Here is a 20,372-nt window from a genome sequence, read left to right as displayed (position 1 = left end):
ACATGCCAGCGCGAAGCCGCCTCGAACAAATGACGCTTTCATCATGGCGTGCGGGGCACTGCGCCGCCACCTGGCCGAACGGCTAACGTCCCGGAAGCAGCTTCTTCGCCTTTTGCAGCGTGCTCGGGCGTGCTTTGGCGCCTGGCTTGAAGAGCTTGACCGTGCGCACAGCCTGGTCGTCGCTGCGCAGCACTTCGAGCTTCACGTCGCCGATCTGCAGGCACACGTCGCCCTCGGGAATCTCTTCGAGCACTTCGAGAATCAAGCCGTTGAGCGTCTTGGGACCGTCGGTGGGCAGCTTGATGTGAAGCCAGCGATTGAGTTCGCGCAAAGGCATGCTGCCCGGCACGATGCATTCGCCTTCTTCGTTCCAGCCGCCGCGCCCGGTGCCGCTGCGCGGCATCGACGTGGTGAATTCGCCGATCAACTCCTCGATGATGTCTTCGGGCGTCACGAGCCCTTCCATCTCGCCGTACTCGTTCACGACGAGCGCGATGCGATGACGGCTTTCCTGGAAGTACTGAAGTTGCTGGAACCCTGGTGTGCCCGTAGGCACGAAATACGGCTCGGCGAGCAGTTCGCGCAAGGTCTCGCGCTCGAACTCCTGGTTATGCAGCGCGGCCAGCGTCTTGCGCACATGCAGCACGCCGAGTACACGGTCGATGTCGCCTTGATAGACGATCAGCTTGTTGTGATAGCAGGTCTCGAGCTGATGCAGGATATCTTCGAGAGGAGCGTCGTAGTCGAGCGCCTCGATGCGCCGGCGCGGAATCATCACGTCGTCGACGGTGATGTTCTCCAGATCGAACAGGTTCAGCAAGATGCTGCGGTGCTTGGTCGGCATGAAGCTGCCCGATTCGAGCACGATGGTGCGCAACTCCTCGGTGGAGAGCCGCTGGTCGTGTGCCTTGTGCGTATTGATGTGCAGGACGCGCAAAATGCCGTTTGCGAACATGTTGACGAACCAGATGAGCGGCTTCGTCACACGCATGAGCGGCGCGATCAACAGGCTTGCGGGCAGCGCGATTTTCTCGGGGAACGTTGCGCCCACAATCTTCGGCGTGATTTCCGCGAACACGATGATGAGAAACGCGACGATGCCCGTTGCGACCGAGAGCACGAGATTGTCGTGACCGAACGTGTGCAGTGCGATCGAAGTCGTCAGCACCGGGATGATGGTGTTGAACAGATTGTTGCCGATCAGGATGACCGAAAGCAGCAGGTCGGTGCGCGCGAGCAGCTTCTGGGTGGTCTTCGCGCCGAGCGTGCCGTGATTGGCGAGGTATTTGAGCCGATGGCGATTGAGCGCCATCATCGCCGTTTCGGAGATGGAGAAAAAGCTGGAGCAGATGAGCAGGACGAAGACGGCGCAAATCTGCGCCCATAAGGGAAGGTGGTCCACGCGTCGAGAAAATGAGGGGGGCGGATGGGGAAACTATAACAGAGGGGTTCCGCACTTCCAGGGCCACTGGCCGATCGGACAAGGCCGTGGCCGCCGCGCCCCCGCGTGGCCCGGCACACAGGAGGTACAGACGAAAAAAAACCGCGCATTGCATGCGCGGTTTTTTTTGAATTCTGGTCGGGGTGAGAGGATTCGAACCTCCGGCCTCTACGTCCCGAACGTAGCGCTCTACCAGGCTAAGCTACACCCCGAATTTACTGCTGGACTCCACAACCCGCTTCGTCTGTTTCAAGACTGGCGCGTCGTCGAGTAAGAACATAATTCTAGCAGGCTATCTTTGTAAATGGAAGGGGGGAACGCTGAAATCGCATCGGCGGCAGCCTGCGCCTCGGCGCGCGCGCATTGCAGCGTGTGTTCGAGCGCGCCCGAGCGGGTAATTGCCGCGAAGATTTCGTCGAAGCGCGTCGTGCCGCCTTGCTCGATCGCTTCGCGTGCAAGTGCGGCTTCCGCCGCCGTGCCGTGTTCGATCAGCCAGATGAGCGGCAACGTGGGCTTGCCTTCGCGCAGGTCGTCGCCGGCGTTCTTGCCCATCGATTCAGGCGTGCCCGTGTAGTCGAGCCAATCGTCCATGATCTGGAATGCCGTGCCGATGCGCCGCCCGTATTCGGCCGCGGCCTCCTCGGTGCGAGCATCCGCCCCCGAAAGCACCGCGCCAAGCTGCGCCGCGGCTTCGAAAAGCTTGGCGGTCTTGTAGCGGATCACCTGCATGTAGCGGTCGGTGTCCACGTCGGCGTCGTGCATGTTCAGGAGCTGCAGGACTTCACCCTCGGAGATGATCGTCGTGGCCGCCGAAAGAATTTCCATCACGCGCATCTTGCCGACGCCCACCATCATCTCGAACGAGCGCGAGTACAGGTAGTCGCCCACCAGCACGCTGGCGGCGTTGCCGAAAAGGGCATTGGCCGTCTGGCGGCCGCGCCGCAGGTCCGATTCGTCGACGACATCGTCGTGCAGGAGCGTAGCCGTGTGAATGAACTCGACGACCGCCGCGAGCACATGACGCTGCGTGCCGACGTCGCCGAGCGCGCCGGCCACCATCAGCAGGAGCGCCGGACGCAGCCGCTTGCCGCCCGCGCCGATGATGTACTCGGAGATCTGGTTGATCAGCATCACCTCGGACGCCAGGCTTTGCCGGATGACACGATTCACCTGCTCCATGTCACTGGCGATGGGGGCGAGCAGGGTGGCTGCGCTGGGGGATGGGGTGGCGGTGGACGACATGATGGCAAATATGGGTAGTGCCGCGGATTATAAGGCGAATCGACGGCATGCCGGACGCTCCGCTGCCGTCCGGCTGATGGCTCCCTCTATTTTCACGCGGCCCGGGCGGGCGCATGGATGTTGGCGCTATGCCGATCGGACAGCCGCGGGCCTGTCTGGCGACCCCCAGGCGCCCTCGCGCATCAGCGCAACGGACTCGCATGTCTTTTGACCGCGCAGCTAACTCTATGTATAATCTAAGGTTTCGGGCGCGCAGTGTGCCTGAAAAGATTACTCAGAGTGAGGTTCTCAATGTACGCGGTCATAAAAACCGGCGGCAAGCAATACAAAGTTGCCGTTGGCGAAAAACTTAAAGTAGAACAGATACCGGCTGACATTGACGCAGAAATCACGCTCGACCAGGTTCTCGCAGTGGGCGAAGGCGAATCGATTAAGTTCGGTACGCCGCTGGTCAGTGGGGCTTCCGTCAAGGCCACCGTTGTGTCGCAAGGCCGACACGCCAAAGTGACCATCTTCAAGATGCGTCGCCGGAAGCACTACCAGAAGCATGGCGGCCACCGCCAGAACTACACCGAACTGCGCATCGACGCGATCAACGCGTAAGCGCACGCAGGTAAAGGAGCAAACAAATGGCACACAAAAAGGCAGGCGGGTCGTCACGTAACGGCCGCGACTCAGAGTCGAAACGACTTGGCGTGAAGGTGTTCGGCGGCCAGGCTATCCTCGCAGGCGGCATCATCGTTCGCCAGCGCGGTACGCGTATGCACCCGGGCCTGAACGTCGGCATCGGCAAGGACCACACGCTCTACGCGCTGGTCGACGGCCACGTCTCGTTCTCGATCAAGGGCGCAGCCAACAAGCAACAGGTCAACGTCGTCCCGGCAGCGGCCTAAGCTTTAGACCGCTCGCGAGCGGGCTACACGCGACGCTAAGAAGGCCCCGCGAAGTTTGCGGGGCCTTTTTGTTTATCCGCAGGCTTTCGGGGTCGTAGCGGGCTTCCGTCTGGCTTTGCGAGCGTCGTTGGCTGTTCGGCCAGGTTGGCCAGTTTCGGCCATGGCGGGCAAAATATCGAAATTGACGGGACGGAGTAACTCATGAAGTTCATTGACGAAGCGAAGATCGAAGTCATCGCCGGCGATGGGGGCGATGGCAGCGCGTCGATGCGACGCGAGAAGTTCGTCCCGTTCGGCGGGCCGGACGGCGGTGACGGCGGGCGCGGCGGCAGCGTCTACGCGGTCGGCGACCGCAACATCAACACCCTCATTGACTACCGGTACACGAAGAAACACCAGGCGCGCAACGGCGAGAACGGCCGCGGCTCGGACTGCTACGGCAAGGGCGGCGACGACATTACGCTGCGCATGCCGGTGGGCACGGTCATCACCGACCTGGACACGGGCGAGCTGATCGCCGACCTGACCGAGCACGAGCAGCAGGTCATGGTCGCGAAGGGCGGCGCGGGTGGCCTCGGCAACCTGCATTTCAAGTCGTCCACGAACCGCGCGCCGCGTCAAAAGACCGACGGCAAACCCGGCGAGCGCCGCATGCTCAAGCTGGAACTGAAGGTGCTGGCCGACGTCGGCCTGCTCGGCATGCCGAACGCGGGCAAATCCACGTTCATCGCCTCGGTGTCGAACGCGAAGCCCAAGATTGCCGACTACCCGTTCACGACGCTCGCGCCGAATCTGGGCGTGGTGCGCGTGGGGCCGAGCAAGAGCTTCGTGATCGCCGATATTCCGGGCCTGATCGAAGGCGCCGCCGAAGGTGCGGGCCTCGGTCACCAGTTCCTGCGCCACCTGCAGCGTACGAACCTGCTGCTGCATCTCGTCGATCTCGCGCCGTTCGACGAAAGCGTCGATCCGGTTGCGGAGGCGAAGGCGATCGTCGGCGAACTGCGCAAGTACGACGAGACGCTCTTTGAGAAGCCGCGCTGGCTCGTGCTGAACAAGCTCGACATGGTGCCGGAAGATGAGCGTGCAGCGCGTATCGCCGACTTCGTGAAGCGCTTCGAGTGGGAAGGGCCTGTGTTCGAGATCTCCGCGCTCACGGGGCAGGGCTGCGAAAACCTGTGTTACGCGATATACGACTACGTCTCCGCGCACTCCGACGCACGCCGTGCTGAAGAAGCCGAAGACCTCGCATCCGACGTGCGCTTCCGCGAGGGGCAAGGCGGAAACGCGGAGCAGCCGCAGGAGTAATTCGCCGTCTCGCCCGGCGCGCGAGCCGCGCCGGCGCAGCCCAGGAAACTTCACGCGTCATCAGTCATTTGGGAGACCGCGCAGCATGCGTTCCGTCATCGCCGATTCGCGGCGTCTGGTAGTGAAAGTCGGCTCGAGCCTCGTCACCAACGACGGCCGCGGGCTCGATCATGCGGCAATCGGCCGCTGGGCCGCGCAGATCGCGGCGCTGCGCGCACAGGGCAAGGAAGTCGTGCTCGTGAGTTCGGGCGCGATCGCCGAAGGCATGCAGCGGCTTGGCTGGACGAAGCGACCGCGCGAGATCGACGAGCTTCAGGCCGCTGCGGCGGTCGGCCAGATGGGGCTCGCGCAGGTTTATGAGAGCCGCTTTGCCGAGCACGATATCCGCACTGCGCAGATCCTGCTCACGCACGCCGACCTCGCTGACCGCGAACGCTATCTCAATGCGCGCTCCACGTTGCTCACGCTGCTGCGTCTGGGCGTCGTGCCGATCATCAACGAGAACGACACCGTGGTCACCGACGAAATCAAGTTCGGCGACAACGACACGCTCGGCGCGCTCGTTGCGAACCTGATCGAAGGCGATGCGCTCATCATCCTCACCGACCAGAGCGGCCTGTATACGGCCGATCCGCGCAAGGACCCGAACGCAACACTCGTGCAGGAAGCCGACGCAGGCAAGCCGGAACTCGAGGCCATGGCGGGCGGCGCGGGGTCGAGCATCGGCCGCGGCGGCATGCTCACCAAGATCCTCGCGGCCAAGCGCGCCGCGCACAGCGGCGCGAACACGGTAATTGCGAGCGGGCGCGAAGCGCAGGTGCTCGAGCGCCTGGCCGCGGGTGAGGCGATCGGCACGCAACTCATCGCACGCACGGCGCGCATGGCGGCACGCAAGCAGTGGATGGCCGACCACCTGCAGGTGCGCGGCCATGTCCTGATCGATGACGGCGCGGTGCAGAAGCTCAGGGCAGACGGCAAGAGCCTGCTACCGATTGGCGTGACCGGCGTGCAGGGTGCATTCGCACGCGGTGAGGTGATTGCTTGCCTGAACGGCGCAGGCGCGGAAGTCGCGCGCGGGATCACCAACTACAGCAGCGCGGAAACGAAGCTGATCCAGCGCCATCCGAGCGGCGAAATCGAGGGCATCCTCGGCTATATGCTCGAGCCGGAGCTGATTCACCGCGACAATCTCGTGCTGGTTTGACGGCCGTCCCGGCCAGCCGCGCATCGCCAAAAATTGAAAAGCCGCTGTGGCCAATGGCCGCAGCGGCTTTTTTCACGCCCGTCGCCGTAAGCGTTGGCGCGGCTATTAACGCACCAGCGTCGACTGCGTGCGGCCGTAGCGCAGGTTCTCGATGAGGGTCGGCGCCTTCGCGATCGGCATCTTGTTGGCGCAGAAATAGTCCTGATAAAGCCTCGACTGGTACGCGTTGAGCGTGCCGTTCTCGATGCGCGACCAGTTGTTCGCGACGGTCTGGTCCCAGCCGTTGTGATCGGCGTCGAGGCTCGCGTAGAGGCGCCACTCGTAGGTGTCGCAGCGAATGCCTTCATAGTTCACGTTACGCGCGCCCGTCGGGCTCGTGATGACGATCGTGTAGCGCACGACGCCATCTGTGCCGACCGTGAGCGAAGCCGGGTCGATCGCGAACTGGAGCGGGGAATTGTTCGACACGTCGAACGGCAGCAGCTTCGCGCCGGCCTGTGGCAGAGGCGGCAGGCCTTCGAGCTTGTTTTCCTGCCATTCGCCCTTGCGGTCCAGAAGGTAGACGAACGCGCTGTCGTCCTTGTTCGTGGGACCGGAACTGGAGCACGCGGCCAGTCCTGACACAAGCAGCACACCGCCTGCGGCGCATGCCGCAGCAAGAGCAAATCGTTTCAAATTGGTTTTCCTCGAAGCACGGGCGCACGTTACAACCGAACTGCGCCGCGAATGCGAACCGGCGGGGCCTGGCGCGTGATGCGCCGGACCCCGCCGGTTCGGGCGTTCTTTGCGTTGGCTCAAGCCCCCTGATCCTGCTCGTCCTGCGCAGGCTCGATGATACTCCGCGCCGACGCGCAATCGCTTTCGATCGGCGTACGCGGTGGACGTTCTGGCACGCCTTCCGTCGCAACCTCGTACGGCTCGGCATGCACCGCGTCTGCGTGCGCCGACGTCACGATGCGCGGGTAACGCACCTCGTGAGCTTGCACGCCCAGCCGCTCCTGGCGCGGCGCAGGCCGGCGCAGGAAGCGCGAGAGCTCGGTCAGCGCGAGCTGATAGACGTCACGCTTGAACTCGATGACCGCTTCGAGCGGCACCCAGTATTCGTTCCAGCGCCACGCATCGAACTCGGGATGCTCCGTTGCCCGCAGGCAGATATCGCAGTCGCGCCCGACCATACGCAGCAGAAACCAGATCTGTTTCTGGCCGCGATAATGGCCGCGCACTTCGCGCTTGATGAACTTGTCCGGCACCTCATAACGCAACCAGTCGCGTGTGCGACCGACGATCTTGACGTGCTCCGGATGCAAACCGGTTTCTTCGTGCAACTCCCGAAACATTGCCTGCATGGGGGTTTCACCATACTTGATGCCCCCTTGCGGAAACTGCCAGGAATGTTCGCGAACCCGCTTGCCCCAAAACACCTCGTTTCGCGCGTTCAAGAGGATGATGCCGACGTTCGGGCGAAACCCCTCACGATCCAGCATACAACCACCTTCGAATCCTTTAAAATTGCTTTGATTATAAACAGATAACGGTCCTCACGCACCCGCCGTCCGGAAAGTTGAGCGAATGGCCGCGACCGCGCAAAACGGTCTCGGGGCGCGATCGGCTTCGAATCTGGCAGGCGTCATCGGCGCGGCACGTGGCGCGTTGTCATAATGGCGGGTTCGTGAACTCCTCCGTTGGTCACTTCTTCGGGCGGTCTGCACCGGGCCGCCGCTTTTGGATAATTTGAATGAAAGCCTCCCGTTTCTTTATCGGCACCCTGAAGGAAGCGCCCGCTGACGCGGAAATCGTCAGCCACAAGCTGATGGTTCGCGCGGGCATGATCCGTCGCATCGCTGGCGGCATCTATAACTACTTGCCGATCGGCCTTCGTTCGATCCGCAAGGTCGAGCAGATCGTGCGCGAGGAAATGAACCGCGCCGGCGCAATCGAACTGCTCATGCCGGCCGTGCAGCCGGCCGAACTGTGGCAGGAATCGGGGCGCTGGGAGCAATACGGGCCGGAACTGCTGCGCTTCAAGGATCGCAAGCAGAGCGACTTCGTGATGGGCCCGACGCACGAAGAGGTCGTCACCGACATCGCGCGCGGCCAGATCAAGAGCTATCGCCAGTTGCCGGTGAACTTCTATCAGGTGCAAACGAAGTTCCGCGACGAAATCCGTCCCCGTTTCGGCGTGATGCGCGGGCGCGAATTCATCATGAAGGACGCGTATTCGTTCGATAAGGACGTCGAAGGTCTCAAGGTCTCGTACCAGAAGATGTACGACGCCTACGTGCGCATCTTCACGCGTCTTGGCCTGCAGTTCCGCGCGGTCGCGGCCGACAACGGTTCGATCGGTGGTAGCGGTTCGCACGAATTCCACGTGATCGCGGAAACGGGCGAGGACGATATCGCCTACTGCCCGACCTCGGAATTCGCGGCCAACGTCGAAGCCGCCGAAGCGCTGCCGCTCATCGCGCAGCGCGGCGCCGCGACGCAAGCACTCACGAAAACGCCTACGCCGGGCGCCGCCAAGTGCGAGGCCGTGGCTGAGCTGCTCGGCATTCCGCTCGAAAGCACGATCAAGTCGATCATTCTCGCGACGGACAACGAAGGCGCCGAGCCGACCATCTGGCTGCTGATGCTGCGCGGCGACCACGATCTGAACGAGATCAAGGCCGGCAAGCTCGAAGGCCTGAGCGGCTTCCGTTTCGCCACGGAAAGCGAAATTGTCGAGTGGTTCGGCACGCCGCCGGGTTACCTCGGCCCGCTCAACACGAAGAAGCCGGTCAAGGTGATCGCCGACCGTACGGTCGCGAACATGAGCGACTTCGTGGTGGGCACGAACGAAGTCGACTTCCACACCACGGGCGTGAACTGGGGCCGCGATCTGCCGGAGCCGGTCGTCGCCGATATCCGCAACGTGAAGAAGGGCGACCCGTCGCCGGACGGCAAGGGCGTGATCGACATCTGCCGCGGCATCGAAGTGGGCCACGTGTTCCAGCTCGGCACGAAGTACTCGGAAGCGATGAACGCCACGTTCCTCGCCGAAAACGGCAAGCCCGCGCCGATGCAGATGGGCTGCTACGGCATCGGCATCACGCGTATTCTCGGTGCAGCCATCGAGCAGAACTTCGACGAGAAGGGCATCATCTGGCCTGAGTCGATTGCGCCGTTCCAGGTCGTCGTGTGCCCGATGGGCATGGACCGCAGCGAGCTCGTGCGCGAGCACGCCGAGCGCGTGTACAACGAACTCGTTGAAGCGGGCGTGGACGTGATCCTCGACGACCGCGGCGAGCGCCCGGGCGTGATGTTCGCTGACTGGGAGCTGATTGGCGTGCCGCATCGTCTCGTGATTGGCGAGCGCGGTCTGAAGGACGGCAAGATCGAGTACCAGGGCCGCCGCGATACTGAAGCGACGCTGCTCGCCGCCGATGAGGCTGCGCAGACGGTGGCGCAGAAGATCCGCGCGGCGCTTGCGGTTTAACGACGATCCATCACGGTTAAAGGAGCGCTCTGAGCGTGGAGTACAGTTTTCTGTCCGCTACGGTCCTGCTGCTCCTTATCACCGACCCGCTCGGTAACATTCCGCTCTTCATCACCTGCCTGCGCGGCGTTGCCCAGCAGCGCCGCGCGATCGTGATCCTGCGCGAGGTCGCGATTGCGTTCGTGATCCTGCTCATCTTCATGGTGGCGGGCAACGCCTTCCTGCGCATGATGGGGCTCACGGACACGTCGCTGCGCATCGGCGGCGGCATCGTGCTGTTCCTCATCGCGCTGCGCATGATCTTCCCGCATCCGGGCGGGCCGTTCGGCGGCGGCGACAAGGGCGGCGAGCCGCTCATCGTGCCGCTCGCCATTCCCGCGCTCGCGGGGCCTTCGGCGCTCGCCACGGTCATGCTGCTCACCTCGCAGGCGCCCGGCAAACTCTATGAATGGGTCGCGGCGCTCGTCGTGACGATGGTGATCTGCGCGATCGTGCTGGTGCTGGCGGAGCGCATCCAGCAGTGGCTGGGCGAGCGTGTCGTGACGGCCTTCGAGCGGCTGATGGGCCTCGTGCTCGTGGCGATCTCGGTGGAGATGATCCTCGCGGGTATCGCCAACTTCGTGCATCACCTCTGACGCGGCATGCAGCGGGCGTCGCAGGCAATAAAAAAGCAGCCCGCGGGCTGCTTTTTTCATGGCGCTTCAGATTAGTCGACGCGCGCTTCACGCGCCTTCGGTCAGTGCGCGGATGGTCGGCAGATTGCGCCAGTAACCTTTGGCGTCCATGCCGCAGCCGAACACGTAGCGGTCCGGCACCGAAAAGCCGCAGTAGTCGGGATGCAGCGGCTTGGCCTTCGTGAGCGTCTTCTCGCAGAGCACGGCCGAGAGGAAACGCTTCGCGCCCATGTCCATGATGCGGTCGCGAATCGCGGCCATGGTCTCGCCTTCGTCGAGGATGTCGTCGAGCACGAGCACCACGCGGTCTTTCACCGACTCGCGCGGCGCCACGCGCCATTGCATCTCGGCGCTGCCCTTGATCGCGTTGCGGTAGCGCGTGAGGTGGATGTAGTCGAACTCGAGCGGGAAATCGAGGTGCGGCAGCAGCATGCCGGTGAACACGGCGGCGCCGCCCATCACCGATAGCACGAGCGGGAAGTCCTCGCTGATCTCGGCGCGGATGGCTTCGGCCATCCGGCCGATCGACGCATTGACGTCGCCCTCAGAAACGATCTCTTCGGAGTGGCGGAAAATGTGCAGGGCTTCTTCGCGATTCATGACTCTGGCGGGAAGGTAGCTGTAGCTATGAAGTGTGGAAAATAACGGCGGCGCGCGCTACAGCATAAACCCGCGCATTTGTTCCGTCGCGCGCCGCGTCGAGTCGGGCCGCCGTGCGCGCGATGTGCGCCGTGCGGCCCGCAGGATCAGCGCATGCCGGGCATCATGCCCTTCATGCCGCGCATCATCTTTTGCAGATTGCCGCCTTTCAGCTTCTTCATCATGGTGCGCATCTGCTCGTACTGGTTGAGCATGCGGTTCACTTCCTGGACCTGCACGCCCGCGCCCGCCGCGATGCGGCGCTTGCGCGTGGCCTTGATGAGTTCGGGCTTGGCGCGCTCGGCGGGCGTCATCGAGTTGATGATGCCTTCCATGCGGCGCATCTGCTTCTCGGCCTGGCCCATGTCGGCGCCCGAGGCGGCCTGCTGGAACTGGGCGGGCAGCTTGTCCATGAGCGACGACAGGCCGCCCATGTTCTTCATCTGCGAGAGCTGCGCGCGGAAGTCGTTGAGGTCGAAGTCGCCGCCTTTCTTGACCTTGTCGGCGAGCTTTTGCGCGGCCTGCACGTCCACGCCGCGCTGCGCTTCCTCGACGAGCGCGAGAATGTCGCCCATGCCGAGAATACGGTTGGCCATGCGGTCCGGGTGGAACACCTCGAGGCCGTCGAGCTTTTCCGCAACGCCGACGAACTTGATCGGCTTGCCCGTGATGTGGCGCACGGAGAGCGCCGCGCCACCGCGCGAGTCGCCGTCGAGCTTGGTGAGCACGACGCCGGTGAGCGGCAGGGCGTCGTTGAACGCTTTCGCGGTGTTGACCGCGTCCTGACCGAGCATCGCGTCGACGACGAACAGCGTTTCAGCCGGCTTGAGCGACGCGTGCAGCGCCGTGATCTCGTTCATCATCGCCTCGTCGATACCGAGGCGGCCGGCCGTGTCGACGAGCAGCACGTCGTGATAATGGCGCTTGGCCCAGTCGACCGCGGCGGCGGCGATCTCGACGGGCTTCTGGTCCGGCTGCGAGGGGAAGAAGTCGGCGCCGACCTGTTCCGTCACCGTCTTCAGCTGCGCGATGGCGGCAGGGCGGTAGACGTCGCACGAAACGGTGAGGACCTTCTTCTTGTACTTCTCGCGCAGGAGCTTGGCGAGCTTGCCGGTGGTGGTGGTTTTACCCGCGCCCTGCAGACCCGCCATAAGGATGACGGCAGGCGGCGTGACGGCGAGATCGAGTTCGGCGGCCTTGCCTTCGTAGTCGCCGCCGATCACGGCGGTCAGCTCGCGCTGCACCACGCCGACCAGCGCTTGGCCGGGCGAGAGGCTGGCGATCACTTCCTCGCCGAGCGCCTTCTCCTTCACCTTGGCGATGAATTCGCGCACGACGGGCAGCGCCACGTCCGCTTCGAGCAGGGCGAGACGCACCTCGCGCAGCATTTCCTGCGTGTTGGCTTCGGTCAGCCGGGCTTCGCCGCGCAGCGTCTTGACGACGCGCGCCATCCGTTGAGTGAGATTGTCGAGCATGGGGAGGCGGTGAGCAGTGCGGCCCGGCCCGCGCGCGTCAAACGGCAAAGCGCCGCGTTTCGTCGCGCTTCTGTGTGTTTGCCGCGCGGCCAGGGGGCCTATAGTAAACTTCGAACATGGATATTGTACTGTATGCCCTCACCGTCCTCCTGTACGGCGGATTGTGCGCCGCCGACTGGCGCGCGCTGCGCCGCGCGGGCACCGCGCCGCTGCTCGGCAGCGTGCCGCCCGTTCCGGTGACGGTCGGCGCGGGCGCGGGGCTGGGTGGCGACGCCCTGCGCGCACGGACCTTCGGCCCGCTTTCGCGCACGCTGCTCTTTGGCGCGCTCGCCGCGCACGGCCTGCTGCTGCACACGACGATCTTCCCCGCCAACGAAATGGTGTTCGGCTTCGCCTTCGCGTTGTCGGCCATGTTCTGGCTCGGCGCGGGCATCTACTGGATCGAGAGCTTTTTCTTTGCGCTCGACGGTCTGCGTCTGTTGCTGCTGCCGCTCGCCGCAGTCGCGTCGATCCTGCCGCTCGTGTTCGGCGGTGTGCGCGTGCTGCCCTATGCGGCGGCGCCCATGTTCAAGCTGCACTTCGTCATCGCGAACGTCGCCTATGGGCTCTTCGCGATCGCCGCGTTGCACGCAGTGCTGATGCTCGCGGTCGAGCGCCGGCTGCATGCGCTCAAGGGCGCGGGCTTCCAGCGCAATGCGAGCAATCGCGGCGGCGGCTGGCTGTCGAACTGGATCGAGACGTTGCCGCCGCTCCTCACGATGGAGAAGCTGCTGTTCCGCCTGATCGGCGCGGGCTTCGTGCTGCTCACGGCCACGCTCGTTTCCGGCATCGTGTTCAGCGAGCAGTTGATCGACCGGCCGCTCTCGCTCGATCACAAGACCGTCTTCGCGATTTTGTCCTGGCTGATGTTCGGTGCGCTGCTCACCGCGCGCAAGATTTCCGGCTGGCGCGGACGCGCCGCGCTGCGCTGGGTGATCGCGTCGTTCATCGCCTTGCTGCTCGCTTATGTGGGCAGCCGTTTCGTCTTCGAGGTGCTGCTGCACCGCCCCGTAGTTTGAGTCGTTTGAGTCGCGTGTTCCGATGAGACAGATTTTTCTCCTCGTGCTGCTGTTCGTGATCGGACAGTGGTTCGTCAAGGCCCTGCGCCGTGCGCAGACACAGTCGCGTCCCGGTGCGCAGCCGGGGCAGGGCGCACAGCCTGGGCAAGGCGCCGCGCGCAATGCCAATGGCGGCACGAGTGCGGGCGGCCAGGCCGCGCTGCCCGAGCCGATGGTGCGCTGCGCCGAGTGCGGCGTGCATGCGCCGCGCAGTGAATCGGTGAATGTCGGCGCGCGCTCGTTCTGCAGCGCCGAGCATGCGCGCGCCTATGACGCACGCACCACCGCCCAGGATCGCCCCGCACGATGAGCGCTGCTGCATCGCCAGAATGGCCAGGATCGCGCGCATACGCAGTCGATGCGCAAGGCTGGGTGCCGGGCGCTCGCCATCTGCCTTCGCCGAACTTCGAGGCGCGTCCGCAAGGCGCCGTGCCGACACTCATCGTCGTCCACAACATCAGCTTGCCGCCCAACGTGTTCGGCGGCTCCGAGATCGCCGATCTTTTTCTCAACCGACTCGACTGCGACGCGCATCCGTACTTCGACGCCAACCTGCGCGGCGTGCGCGTCTCGGCGCACTTCGTCATTCATCGCGATGGCGCGCTCGAGCAGTTCGTCTCGTGCGACGAGCGCGCGTGGCACGCGGGCTCATCGAGTTTCTTCGGGCGCGAGCGCTGCAACGATTTCGCCATCGGCATCGAACTGGAAGGCAGCGACACGACGGCCTTCGAGGCGGCGCAATACGCCACGCTTGCGGCGCTCGTGAAGGCGCTCGTTGCCCACTATCCGATTGAGGCGCTGGCGGGCCATTCGGACATCGCTCCTGGGCGCAAGACCGATCCCGGCCCACACTTCGACTGGGCACGCCTCAAACACGATACGCAGCTCGCCGATGCCAGCTTCCCCTATATCCAGGGGCGCGATGCGCAAAACGCGGCGTCGTGACACGTTCGAACGTGGGCTAATCGCTCTCCGCTTGCACAAGAAATAAGCACCTCTCGCGCGCAAAAGCAGGGTCTTGGCGCGCGCCTCGCAGACCACTCGAAAGCGCATTGGCCGGTAAGGCCCGCGCTGCTTGGCTTGCGGTCTTGTCAAGATAGGACCAGCAAAAAAAGCCATTTGATCGTCTTGTTTCTTCCACTATACTTGGTACCCGAAACAAGGCTTCACACCATATGTTGTGTTGTACCGCGGCGCCCCGCTTCACGAGCAAGGCGCCGCGCGCGTTACCAGCATAGAAAAAACAGAAACTTTGTACGGTGCCGTCGGCCGAGAGAACCGGCGCACCGGCTGTAATCGAGAGAGAAGGTACAGCCAATGATCGCGACATCCACGATGAAGACCGAAGCAGTCCGTGATTCATCTGCCTTGTCGCATCCGGCAGCCTCGCCAGGCTGGACTTTTTTCTCTGCCCGATCGATCGCGCACACGGGGGCGCGGCGTCGGCGTCCGTACTAATCCGCGAACTCTCTTCGCACCTTTCCAGGACCCAGGAGCTTTGCACATGCAAACGACCGATAACGTCTCGACCCGGTATGAAAGCGCGAGCGCCGCGCACACGCTGGGTGGCCAAACGCAGGACGGCCAGACGAGCGCGCAGCAGTTCGCCGACCACAAGGTGATTCGCCGCAACGGTAGCGTGGTGTCGTTCGAACCTTCGAAAGTCGCGATCGCGATGACGAAGGCTTTCCTCGCCGTGAACGGCGGCCAGGGCGCAGCTTCGGCGCGCATTCGCGAGCTGGTCGAACAGCTCACGCAGAGCGTCGTGCGCGCACTCGTGCGCAGCCGTCCGAACGGCGGCACGTTCCATATCGAAGACATCCAGGATCAGGTCGAACTCGCGCTGATGCGCGGCGGCGAGCACAACGTCGCGCGCGCCTACGTGCTGTATCGCGAGAAGCGCAACCAGGAGCGCGCACACGCGCCGGAAACGGCAGCGCCCGCAGCGCCTGGCATCAACGTGACGGACAACGGCGTGACGCGCCCGCTCGACATGCAAGCGCTGCGCGCGCTGATCGCGTCGTCGTGCGACGGTCTCGGCGACGCGGTCAACGCTGACCCGATCGTCGCGGAAACGGTGAAGAATCTGTACGACGGCGTGCCGATGACCCAGGTCTACGACTCGGCCATCCTCGCTGCGCGCACGATGATCGAAAAGGACCCGGCGTATAGCCAGGTGACCTCGCGCATCCTGCTGCACACGATCCGTCGCGAAATTCTCGAAGAGGAAGTGACGCAAGCCGAAATGGCCGTGCGTTACGCGGACTACTTCCCGCAGTTCATCAAGCGCGGCGTGGAAGCCGGCCTGCTCGACGACAAGCTCCAGCAGTTCGACCTGAAGCGCCTCGGCAACGCGCTCGACGCGAGCCGCGACCTGCAGTTCGGCTACCTCGGCCTGCAGACGCTGTACGACCGCTACTTCCTGCACGTGCATGGCACGCGCATTGAAATGCCGCAGGCATTCTTCATGCGTGTCGCGATGGGCCTCTCGCTCAACGAGATCGACCGCGAAGCGCGCGCGATCGAGTTCTACAACGTGCTCTCGTCGTTCGACTTCATGTCGTCCACGCCCACGCTGTTCAACTCGGGCACGCACCGCTCGCAGCTCTCGTCGTGCTACCTGACGACGGTTGCAGACGACCTCGACGGCATCTACGAAGCGCTGAAGGACAACGCACTGCTGTCGAAGTTTGCAGGCGGCCTGGGCAACGACTGGACGCGCGTGCGTGCACTCGGTTCGCACATCAAGGGCACCAACGGCAAATCGCAAGGCGTGGTGCCGTTCCTGAAGGTCGTGAACGACACGGCTGTGGCCGTGAACCAGGGCGGCAAGCGCAAGGGCGCGGTGTGCGCCTACCTGGAATCGTGGCACCTCGACATCGAAGAATTCCTCGAGCTGCGCAAGAACACCGGCGACGACCGCCGCCGCACCCACGACATGAACACGGCGAACTGGATTCCCGACCTGTTCATGAAGCGCGTGATGGAAGGCGGCGACTGGACGCTCTTCTCGCCCTCGACCTGCCCGGACCTGCACGACAAGTTCGGCGCGGAATTCGAACAGGCTTACACGGCTTACGAAGAGAAGGTCGCGCGCGGCGAGATCAAGCTGTTCAAGAAGCTGCCGGCCGCGCAACTGTGGCGCAAGATGCTCGGCATGCTGTTCGAAACGGGTCACCCGTGGATCACGTTCAAGGATCCGTGCAACATCCGTTCGCCGCAGCAGCACGTGGGCGTCGTCCACTCGTCGAACCTGTGCACGGAAATCACGCTGAACACGAGCGACAGCGAAATCGCCGTGTGTAACCTGGGTTCGGTGAACCTGGTCGCGCACATGGTCGAACAGGCCGACGGCACGTTCGCACTCGACCACGACAAGCTCAAGCGCACCATCAGCGTGGCGATGCGCATGCTCGACAACGTCATCGACATCAACTACTACGCGGTGTCGAAGGCGCGCAACTCGAACCTGAAGCACCGTCCGGTGGGCATGGGCATCATGGGCTTCCAGGACTGCCTGCACGTTCTGCGCACGCCGTTTGCTTCGCAGGAAGCCGTGGAGTTCGCCGACCGCTCGATGGAAGCCGTCTGCTACTACGCATACTGGGCGTCGACGGAGCTGGCAGCCGAGCGCGGCCGCTACTCGACCTACCGCGGCTCGCTGTGGGATCGCGGCATCCTCCCGCAAGACACGCTCAAGCTGCTGGCCGAAGCGCGCGGCGGCTACGTCGAAGTCGACTCGAGCGAGTCGATGGACTGGACGTCGCTGCGCGAGCGCATCGCAGAGCACGGCATGCGCAATTCGAACTGCATCGCGATCGCGCCGACCGCGACCATCTCGAACATCATCGGCGTGTCGCCTTGCATCGAGCCGACGTTCCAGAACCTCTATGTGAAGTCGAACCTCTCGGGCGAATTCACGGTAGTGAACGACTACCTCGTTCGCGATCTGAAGTCGCGCGGCCTGTGGGACGAAGTCATGGTCGCCGACCTGAAGTACTTCGACGGCATGCTCTCGCGCATCGACCGCGTGCCGGCCGATCTACGCGCTGTGTATGCAACGGCGTTCGAAGTCGATCCGACGTGGCTCGTCGAAGCCGCTTCGCGTCGTCAGAAGTGGATCGACCAGGCGCAGTCGCTGAACATCTTCATGGCGGGTGCATCGGGCAAGAAGCTCGACGAGATCTACAAGCTCGCCTGGGTGCGCGGCCTGAAGACCACGTACTACCTGCGCACGATGGCGGCGACGCACGTCGAGAAGTCGACGGTTGCGCACGGCGCGCTCAACGCCGTGCCGACGGGCGGCGAAGGCGGCGGCAATGCTGGTGGTGCATTCGGCGGCGCATCGGGTGGCGCATTCGGCGGTGCAGCAGGATCGACCACGATGCAGGCTGCGCCGGAAGCTGCGGTCGAAGCCGCGCAGGAAGCAGAGGGTCCGGTGTGCATGATGCGTCCGGGCGATGCTGGCTTCGAAGAGTGCGAGGCTTGCCAGTAACCACGAGGTGAGCTGGCTGCGCATGATGCGTGCGGTGCAACGCCGCGCGCATCATGCGAGGACCGAAGCGTCGGTAGTAAACAGTAGTAGTTGGTCGTAGCGAGATGTAACAACGAAAGAGGCGCGCGCAATGCGCGCCGACTCTCCCGGCAACTCGCACCCCGCGCGTTGCAGTACGCGAAAGAGGCAACAGGAAGGAATCCCTGGAGTTTCGCGCAGGGACAAGACCCAAGGCCGCGCGAGCATCTAGCGCCGCGCGCGGCAGGCAGTGAGCGGCGAGTGAAGCGCACTCGCAGCGCGAGCGAACATCGCGCGGCGAACGCCGTCTTTCACACACGCTCTCGATGTCGCGAAGACCTTCGAAGCACATCGCACATGCGAAGTGAGCATGACGAAGCAGTGCTCTCTACGCAGTGCTCATGCGATGCAATCGACACGATGCGATAACAAAGTGTTGTATCGAGGTCGCAACGCGAATCGAAAACAGGATTTTTCGTGTGCGAACCCTTTTATCGCTCACGAAAAGATGGTACAAACCGATCTAAATTGATGGTGACATTTATGCTCAACTGGGATGACGAGATCACGGCCGTAACTCCGTCGAGCGGTGCGCAGCAAAACGCAATGCGCAACCCCGCGGGTCAGGCTGTCCAGGCTGCCGAGATGCAGTTTGGTCTGCGTTCCGCTCCTCAGGCTTCCACGGCGACGAACATCTTCGCCAGCGACTTCGCCGTTGCACCGCCGCCGCAAGCACCGGTCTCGACCGAAGCGCGCGTGAATGTCGCCGACAAGCGCATCATCAACGGCCAGACCGACGTGAATCAGTTGGTCCCGTTCAAGTACAAGTGGGCTTGGGAAAAATACCTGGCGGGCTGCGCGAACCACTGGATGCCCCAGGAAATCAACATGTCCCGCGACATCGCCCTGTGGAAGGACCCGAACGGTCTGACCGAGGACGAGCGCCGCATCGTCAAGCGTAACCTCGGCTTCTTCGTGACGGCCGACTCGCTCGCCGCGAACAACATCGTGCTCGGCACCTACCGGCACATCACGGCGCCCGAATGCCGCCAGTTCCTGCTGCGCCAGGCGTTCGAAGAGGCGATCCACACGCACGCCTACCAGTACATCGTCGAGTCGCTGGGTCTGGACGAGAGCGAGATCTTCAACGCGTACCACGAGGTCAAGTCGATCCGCGACAAGGACGAGTTCCTGATCCCGTTCATCCAGACGCTGACTGATCCCGCGTTCAAGACCGGCACGCTCGAAGCCGACCAGAGCCTGCTCAAGTCGCTCATCGTGTTCGCCTGCATCATGGAAGGCCTGTTCTTCTATGTGGGCTTCACGCAAATTCTGGCGCTCGGCCGCCAGAACAAGATGACCGGCGCCGCGGAGCAGTACCAGTACATCCTGCGCGACGAGTCGATGCACTGCAACTTCGGCATCGACCTCATCAACCAGATCAAGCTTGAAAACCCGCACCTGTGGACCCCGGCGTTCCGTGCGGAGATCACCGAACTGTTCAAGCATGCGGTCGACCTCGAGTACCGCTATGCTGAAGACACCATGCCGCGTGGCGTGCTGGGTCTGAACGCATCGATGTTCAAGAGCTATCTGCGCTTCATCTGCAACCGCCGTTGCCAGCAGATCGGTCTCGATCAGCTGTTCCCGAACGAAGAGAATCCGTTCCCGTGGATGAGCGAGATGATCGACTTGAAGAAGGAACGCAACTTCTTCGAGACGCGCGTGATCGAATATCAGACGGGCGGTGCGCTGTCCTGGGAATAACCCGGGCGCACTGCGGTGCAAGTCTTTAGGGGTTGCCGGAGGCGGCGCGCTAGCCGCCTCGACCGGCATGATGATTAGGAGCAGGAACGCCTGATGCAAAGCATGCCCGGAGCCAGGTTGGCTCACCGACGTGACAGGCACTTTGCGAACCCTTCAGAGGGATGGGCAAACTTCCCCCCGGAAAAGCGTGCTGGCTATGTAGCCGCCGCTTTCAACGAACGTTGCCCGGTGTCGGTAGCCGACGCCGGAATGACTTGGCGCGCTGTGCCTCGTGGCACGGCGCGCCTTACCGCATTCATTAGCGTAAGCGCGCGGGATCAGCGTACGCCGATGAATAGCCCGCTTCGCAGCGTGCGCCGTGAGAAGCGTTCGCGGGAAGCGGGTTTTGACGAAGGGTGTAGTTTGAACTGACTCTCATCTGAACCTGAAGGAGAAAAAAAATGGCTACTGCCAAGAAGAAACCGGCGGCTAAGAAGGCCGCAGTGAAGAAGGTTGCAGCGAAGAAGGCAGCTCCGGCGAAGAAGGCCGCAGCGAAGAAGGTCGCGGTCAAGAAGGTCGCAGCCAAGAAAGTCGCCGTGAAGAAGGTTGCTGCGAAGAAGGCAGCGCCGGCGAAGAAGGCCGCAGCGAAGAAGGTTGCAGCCAAGAAAGTC

General features: G+C 63.3%; 19 protein-coding genes and 1 tRNA gene. 13 read left to right on the top strand and 7 right to left on the bottom strand.

Going from position 1 to position 20,372, the window contains the following annotated elements; genetic code table 11:
* Positions 1-82: 82 nt before the first annotated feature.
* The 3 genes from U5A58_RS37055 to U5A58_RS37045 form a co-directional block, all read right to left on the bottom strand.
* Positions 83-1,402, bottom strand: a complete 1,320-nt coding sequence (locus U5A58_RS37055; protein WP_321916765.1) for an HlyC/CorC family transporter — start codon at positions 1,400-1,402, stop codon at positions 83-85.
* 174 nt (positions 1,403-1,576) lie between these two features.
* Positions 1,577-1,653: transfer RNA gene (locus U5A58_RS37050), tRNA-Pro, on the bottom strand.
* Between the two features lie 37 nt (positions 1,654-1,690).
* Positions 1,691-2,683, bottom strand: coding sequence for a polyprenyl synthetase family protein (locus tag U5A58_RS37045; RefSeq protein WP_321916763.1), 993 nt, complete (start codon positions 2,681-2,683; stop codon positions 1,691-1,693).
* Between the two features lie 291 nt (positions 2,684-2,974).
* Here U5A58_RS37045 and rplU point away from each other — a divergent pair, with 291 nt between their 5' ends.
* From rplU to proB, 4 genes are all read left to right on the top strand, one after another.
* On the top strand, positions 2,975-3,286 hold the full coding sequence (rplU, locus tag U5A58_RS37040) for a 50S ribosomal protein L21 (RefSeq protein WP_007180329.1): 312 nt from the start codon (positions 2,975-2,977) through the stop codon (positions 3,284-3,286).
* A gap of 26 nt (positions 3,287-3,312) precedes the next feature.
* Positions 3,313-3,576: a 50S ribosomal protein L27 gene (rpmA, locus tag U5A58_RS37035; protein WP_158758669.1), complete on the top strand. Its 264-nt coding sequence runs from the start codon at positions 3,313-3,315 to the stop codon at positions 3,574-3,576.
* Positions 3,577-3,777: 201 nt separating this feature from the next.
* On the top strand, positions 3,778-4,881 hold the full coding sequence (cgtA, locus tag U5A58_RS37030; RefSeq protein ID WP_321965061.1) for an Obg family GTPase CgtA: 1,104 nt from the start codon (positions 3,778-3,780) through the stop codon (positions 4,879-4,881).
* Positions 4,882-4,966: 85 nt separating this feature from the next.
* Complete coding sequence (proB, locus tag U5A58_RS37025; protein WP_321965060.1) at positions 4,967-6,085, top strand: glutamate 5-kinase; 1,119 nt, start codon at positions 4,967-4,969, stop codon at positions 6,083-6,085.
* A gap of 105 nt (positions 6,086-6,190) precedes the next feature.
* Here proB and U5A58_RS37020 read toward each other — a convergent pair whose 3' ends face one another.
* Positions 6,191-6,760, bottom strand: coding sequence for a CNP1-like family protein (locus U5A58_RS37020; RefSeq protein WP_321916758.1), 570 nt, complete (start codon positions 6,758-6,760; stop codon positions 6,191-6,193).
* A gap of 119 nt (positions 6,761-6,879) precedes the next feature.
* Positions 6,880-7,569 (bottom strand): RNA pyrophosphohydrolase, encoded by a 690-nt coding sequence (locus U5A58_RS37015; RefSeq protein ID WP_321965059.1) that lies wholly within the window; start codon positions 7,567-7,569, stop codon positions 6,880-6,882.
* Between the two features lie 251 nt (positions 7,570-7,820).
* Here U5A58_RS37015 and U5A58_RS37010 point away from each other — a divergent pair, with 251 nt between their 5' ends.
* Positions 7,821-9,557 (top strand): proline--tRNA ligase, encoded by a 1,737-nt coding sequence (locus U5A58_RS37010; RefSeq protein WP_321965058.1) that lies wholly within the window; start codon positions 7,821-7,823, stop codon positions 9,555-9,557.
* Positions 9,558-9,592: 35 nt separating this feature from the next.
* On the top strand, positions 9,593-10,192 hold the full coding sequence (locus U5A58_RS37005; RefSeq protein WP_321916754.1) for a MarC family protein: 600 nt from the start codon (positions 9,593-9,595) through the stop codon (positions 10,190-10,192).
* Between the two features lie 87 nt (positions 10,193-10,279).
* Here the strand turns inward: U5A58_RS37005 and U5A58_RS37000 are convergent, their stop codons facing one another.
* Positions 10,280-10,831, bottom strand: coding sequence for a hypoxanthine-guanine phosphoribosyltransferase (locus U5A58_RS37000; RefSeq protein ID WP_028207817.1), 552 nt, complete (start codon positions 10,829-10,831; stop codon positions 10,280-10,282).
* Between the two features lie 146 nt (positions 10,832-10,977).
* On the bottom strand, positions 10,978-12,345 hold the full coding sequence (gene ffh / locus U5A58_RS36995; protein ID WP_321916752.1) for a signal recognition particle protein: 1,368 nt from the start codon (positions 12,343-12,345) through the stop codon (positions 10,978-10,980).
* A 116-nt stretch (positions 12,346-12,461) separates the two neighbouring features.
* On the opposite strand from ffh, the gene U5A58_RS36990 reads away from it, so the two are divergent.
* The 7 genes from U5A58_RS36990 to U5A58_RS36960 form a co-directional block, all read left to right on the top strand.
* Positions 12,462-13,403, top strand: coding sequence for an inner membrane protein YpjD (locus tag U5A58_RS36990; protein ID WP_321916751.1), 942 nt, complete (start codon positions 12,462-12,464; stop codon positions 13,401-13,403).
* A 22-nt stretch (positions 13,404-13,425) separates the two neighbouring features.
* Positions 13,426-13,752 carry a PP0621 family protein gene (locus U5A58_RS36985; RefSeq protein WP_321916750.1) on the top strand — a complete coding sequence of 109 codons (327 nt, stop codon included), beginning with the start codon at positions 13,426-13,428 and terminating at the stop codon, positions 13,750-13,752.
* Entirely contained in the window at positions 13,749-14,387 is a 639-nt protein-coding gene (ampD, locus tag U5A58_RS36980; protein WP_321965057.1) for a 1,6-anhydro-N-acetylmuramyl-L-alanine amidase AmpD, read from the top strand. Before U5A58_RS36985 ends, ampD begins: the two co-directional genes overlap by 4 nt.
* 559 nt (positions 14,388-14,946) lie before the next feature.
* Positions 14,947-17,937, top strand: a complete 2,991-nt coding sequence (locus U5A58_RS36975; RefSeq protein ID WP_321965056.1) for a ribonucleoside-diphosphate reductase subunit alpha — start codon at positions 14,947-14,949, stop codon at positions 17,935-17,937.
* Between the two features lie 561 nt (positions 17,938-18,498).
* Positions 18,499-19,722: a ribonucleotide-diphosphate reductase subunit beta gene (locus U5A58_RS36970; RefSeq protein ID WP_158758656.1), complete on the top strand. Its 1,224-nt coding sequence runs from the start codon at positions 18,499-18,501 to the stop codon at positions 19,720-19,722.
* Between the two features lie 93 nt (positions 19,723-19,815).
* Positions 19,816-20,133 carry a hypothetical protein gene (locus U5A58_RS36965; protein ID WP_321916744.1) on the top strand — a complete coding sequence of 106 codons (318 nt, stop codon included), beginning with the start codon at positions 19,816-19,818 and terminating at the stop codon, positions 20,131-20,133.
* A 29-nt stretch (positions 20,134-20,162) separates the two neighbouring features.
* On the top strand, positions 20,163-20,372 hold a 210-nt coding region (locus U5A58_RS36960; RefSeq protein WP_321965055.1), incomplete at its 3' end, for a hypothetical protein.

This window comes from Paraburkholderia sp. J7, assembly GCF_905220155.1.
Classification (GTDB): Bacteria; Pseudomonadota; Gammaproteobacteria; order Burkholderiales; family Burkholderiaceae; genus Paraburkholderia.
This window is presented reverse-complemented; position numbering and strand designations above follow the sequence as displayed.

What these genes read in the sequence shown, in the direction of transcription:
- U5A58_RS37000 (WP_028207817.1), bottom strand. Translation starts at nt 10,831, where the DNA reads ATGAATCGCGAAGAAGCCCTGCACATTTTCCGCCACTCCGAAGAGATC.
- rplU (WP_007180329.1), top strand. Translation starts at nt 2,975, where the DNA reads ATGTACGCGGTCATAAAAACCGGCGGCAAGCAATACAAAGTTGCCGTT.
- U5A58_RS37015 (WP_321965059.1), bottom strand. Translation starts at nt 7,569, where the DNA reads ATGCTGGATCGTGAGGGGTTTCGCCCGAACGTCGGCATCATCCTCTTG.
- cgtA (WP_321965061.1), top strand. Translation starts at nt 3,778, where the DNA reads ATGAAGTTCATTGACGAAGCGAAGATCGAAGTCATCGCCGGCGATGGG.
- U5A58_RS36970 (WP_158758656.1), top strand. Translation starts at nt 18,499, where the DNA reads ATGCTCAACTGGGATGACGAGATCACGGCCGTAACTCCGTCGAGCGGT.
- U5A58_RS36975 (WP_321965056.1), top strand. Translation starts at nt 14,947, where the DNA reads ATGCAAACGACCGATAACGTCTCGACCCGGTATGAAAGCGCGAGCGCC.
- U5A58_RS36990 (WP_321916751.1), top strand. Translation starts at nt 12,462, where the DNA reads ATGGATATTGTACTGTATGCCCTCACCGTCCTCCTGTACGGCGGATTG.
- U5A58_RS36985 (WP_321916750.1), top strand. Translation starts at nt 13,426, where the DNA reads ATGAGACAGATTTTTCTCCTCGTGCTGCTGTTCGTGATCGGACAGTGG.
- rpmA (WP_158758669.1), top strand. Translation starts at nt 3,313, where the DNA reads ATGGCACACAAAAAGGCAGGCGGGTCGTCACGTAACGGCCGCGACTCA.
- U5A58_RS36965 (WP_321916744.1), top strand. Translation starts at nt 19,816, where the DNA reads ATGCAAAGCATGCCCGGAGCCAGGTTGGCTCACCGACGTGACAGGCAC.
- U5A58_RS37045 (WP_321916763.1), bottom strand. Translation starts at nt 2,683, where the DNA reads ATGTCGTCCACCGCCACCCCATCCCCCAGCGCAGCCACCCTGCTCGCC.
- U5A58_RS37010 (WP_321965058.1), top strand. Translation starts at nt 7,821, where the DNA reads ATGAAAGCCTCCCGTTTCTTTATCGGCACCCTGAAGGAAGCGCCCGCT.
- ffh (WP_321916752.1), bottom strand. Translation starts at nt 12,345, where the DNA reads ATGCTCGACAATCTCACTCAACGGATGGCGCGCGTCGTCAAGACGCTG.
- proB (WP_321965060.1), top strand. Translation starts at nt 4,967, where the DNA reads ATGCGTTCCGTCATCGCCGATTCGCGGCGTCTGGTAGTGAAAGTCGGC.
- ampD (WP_321965057.1), top strand. Translation starts at nt 13,749, where the DNA reads ATGAGCGCTGCTGCATCGCCAGAATGGCCAGGATCGCGCGCATACGCA.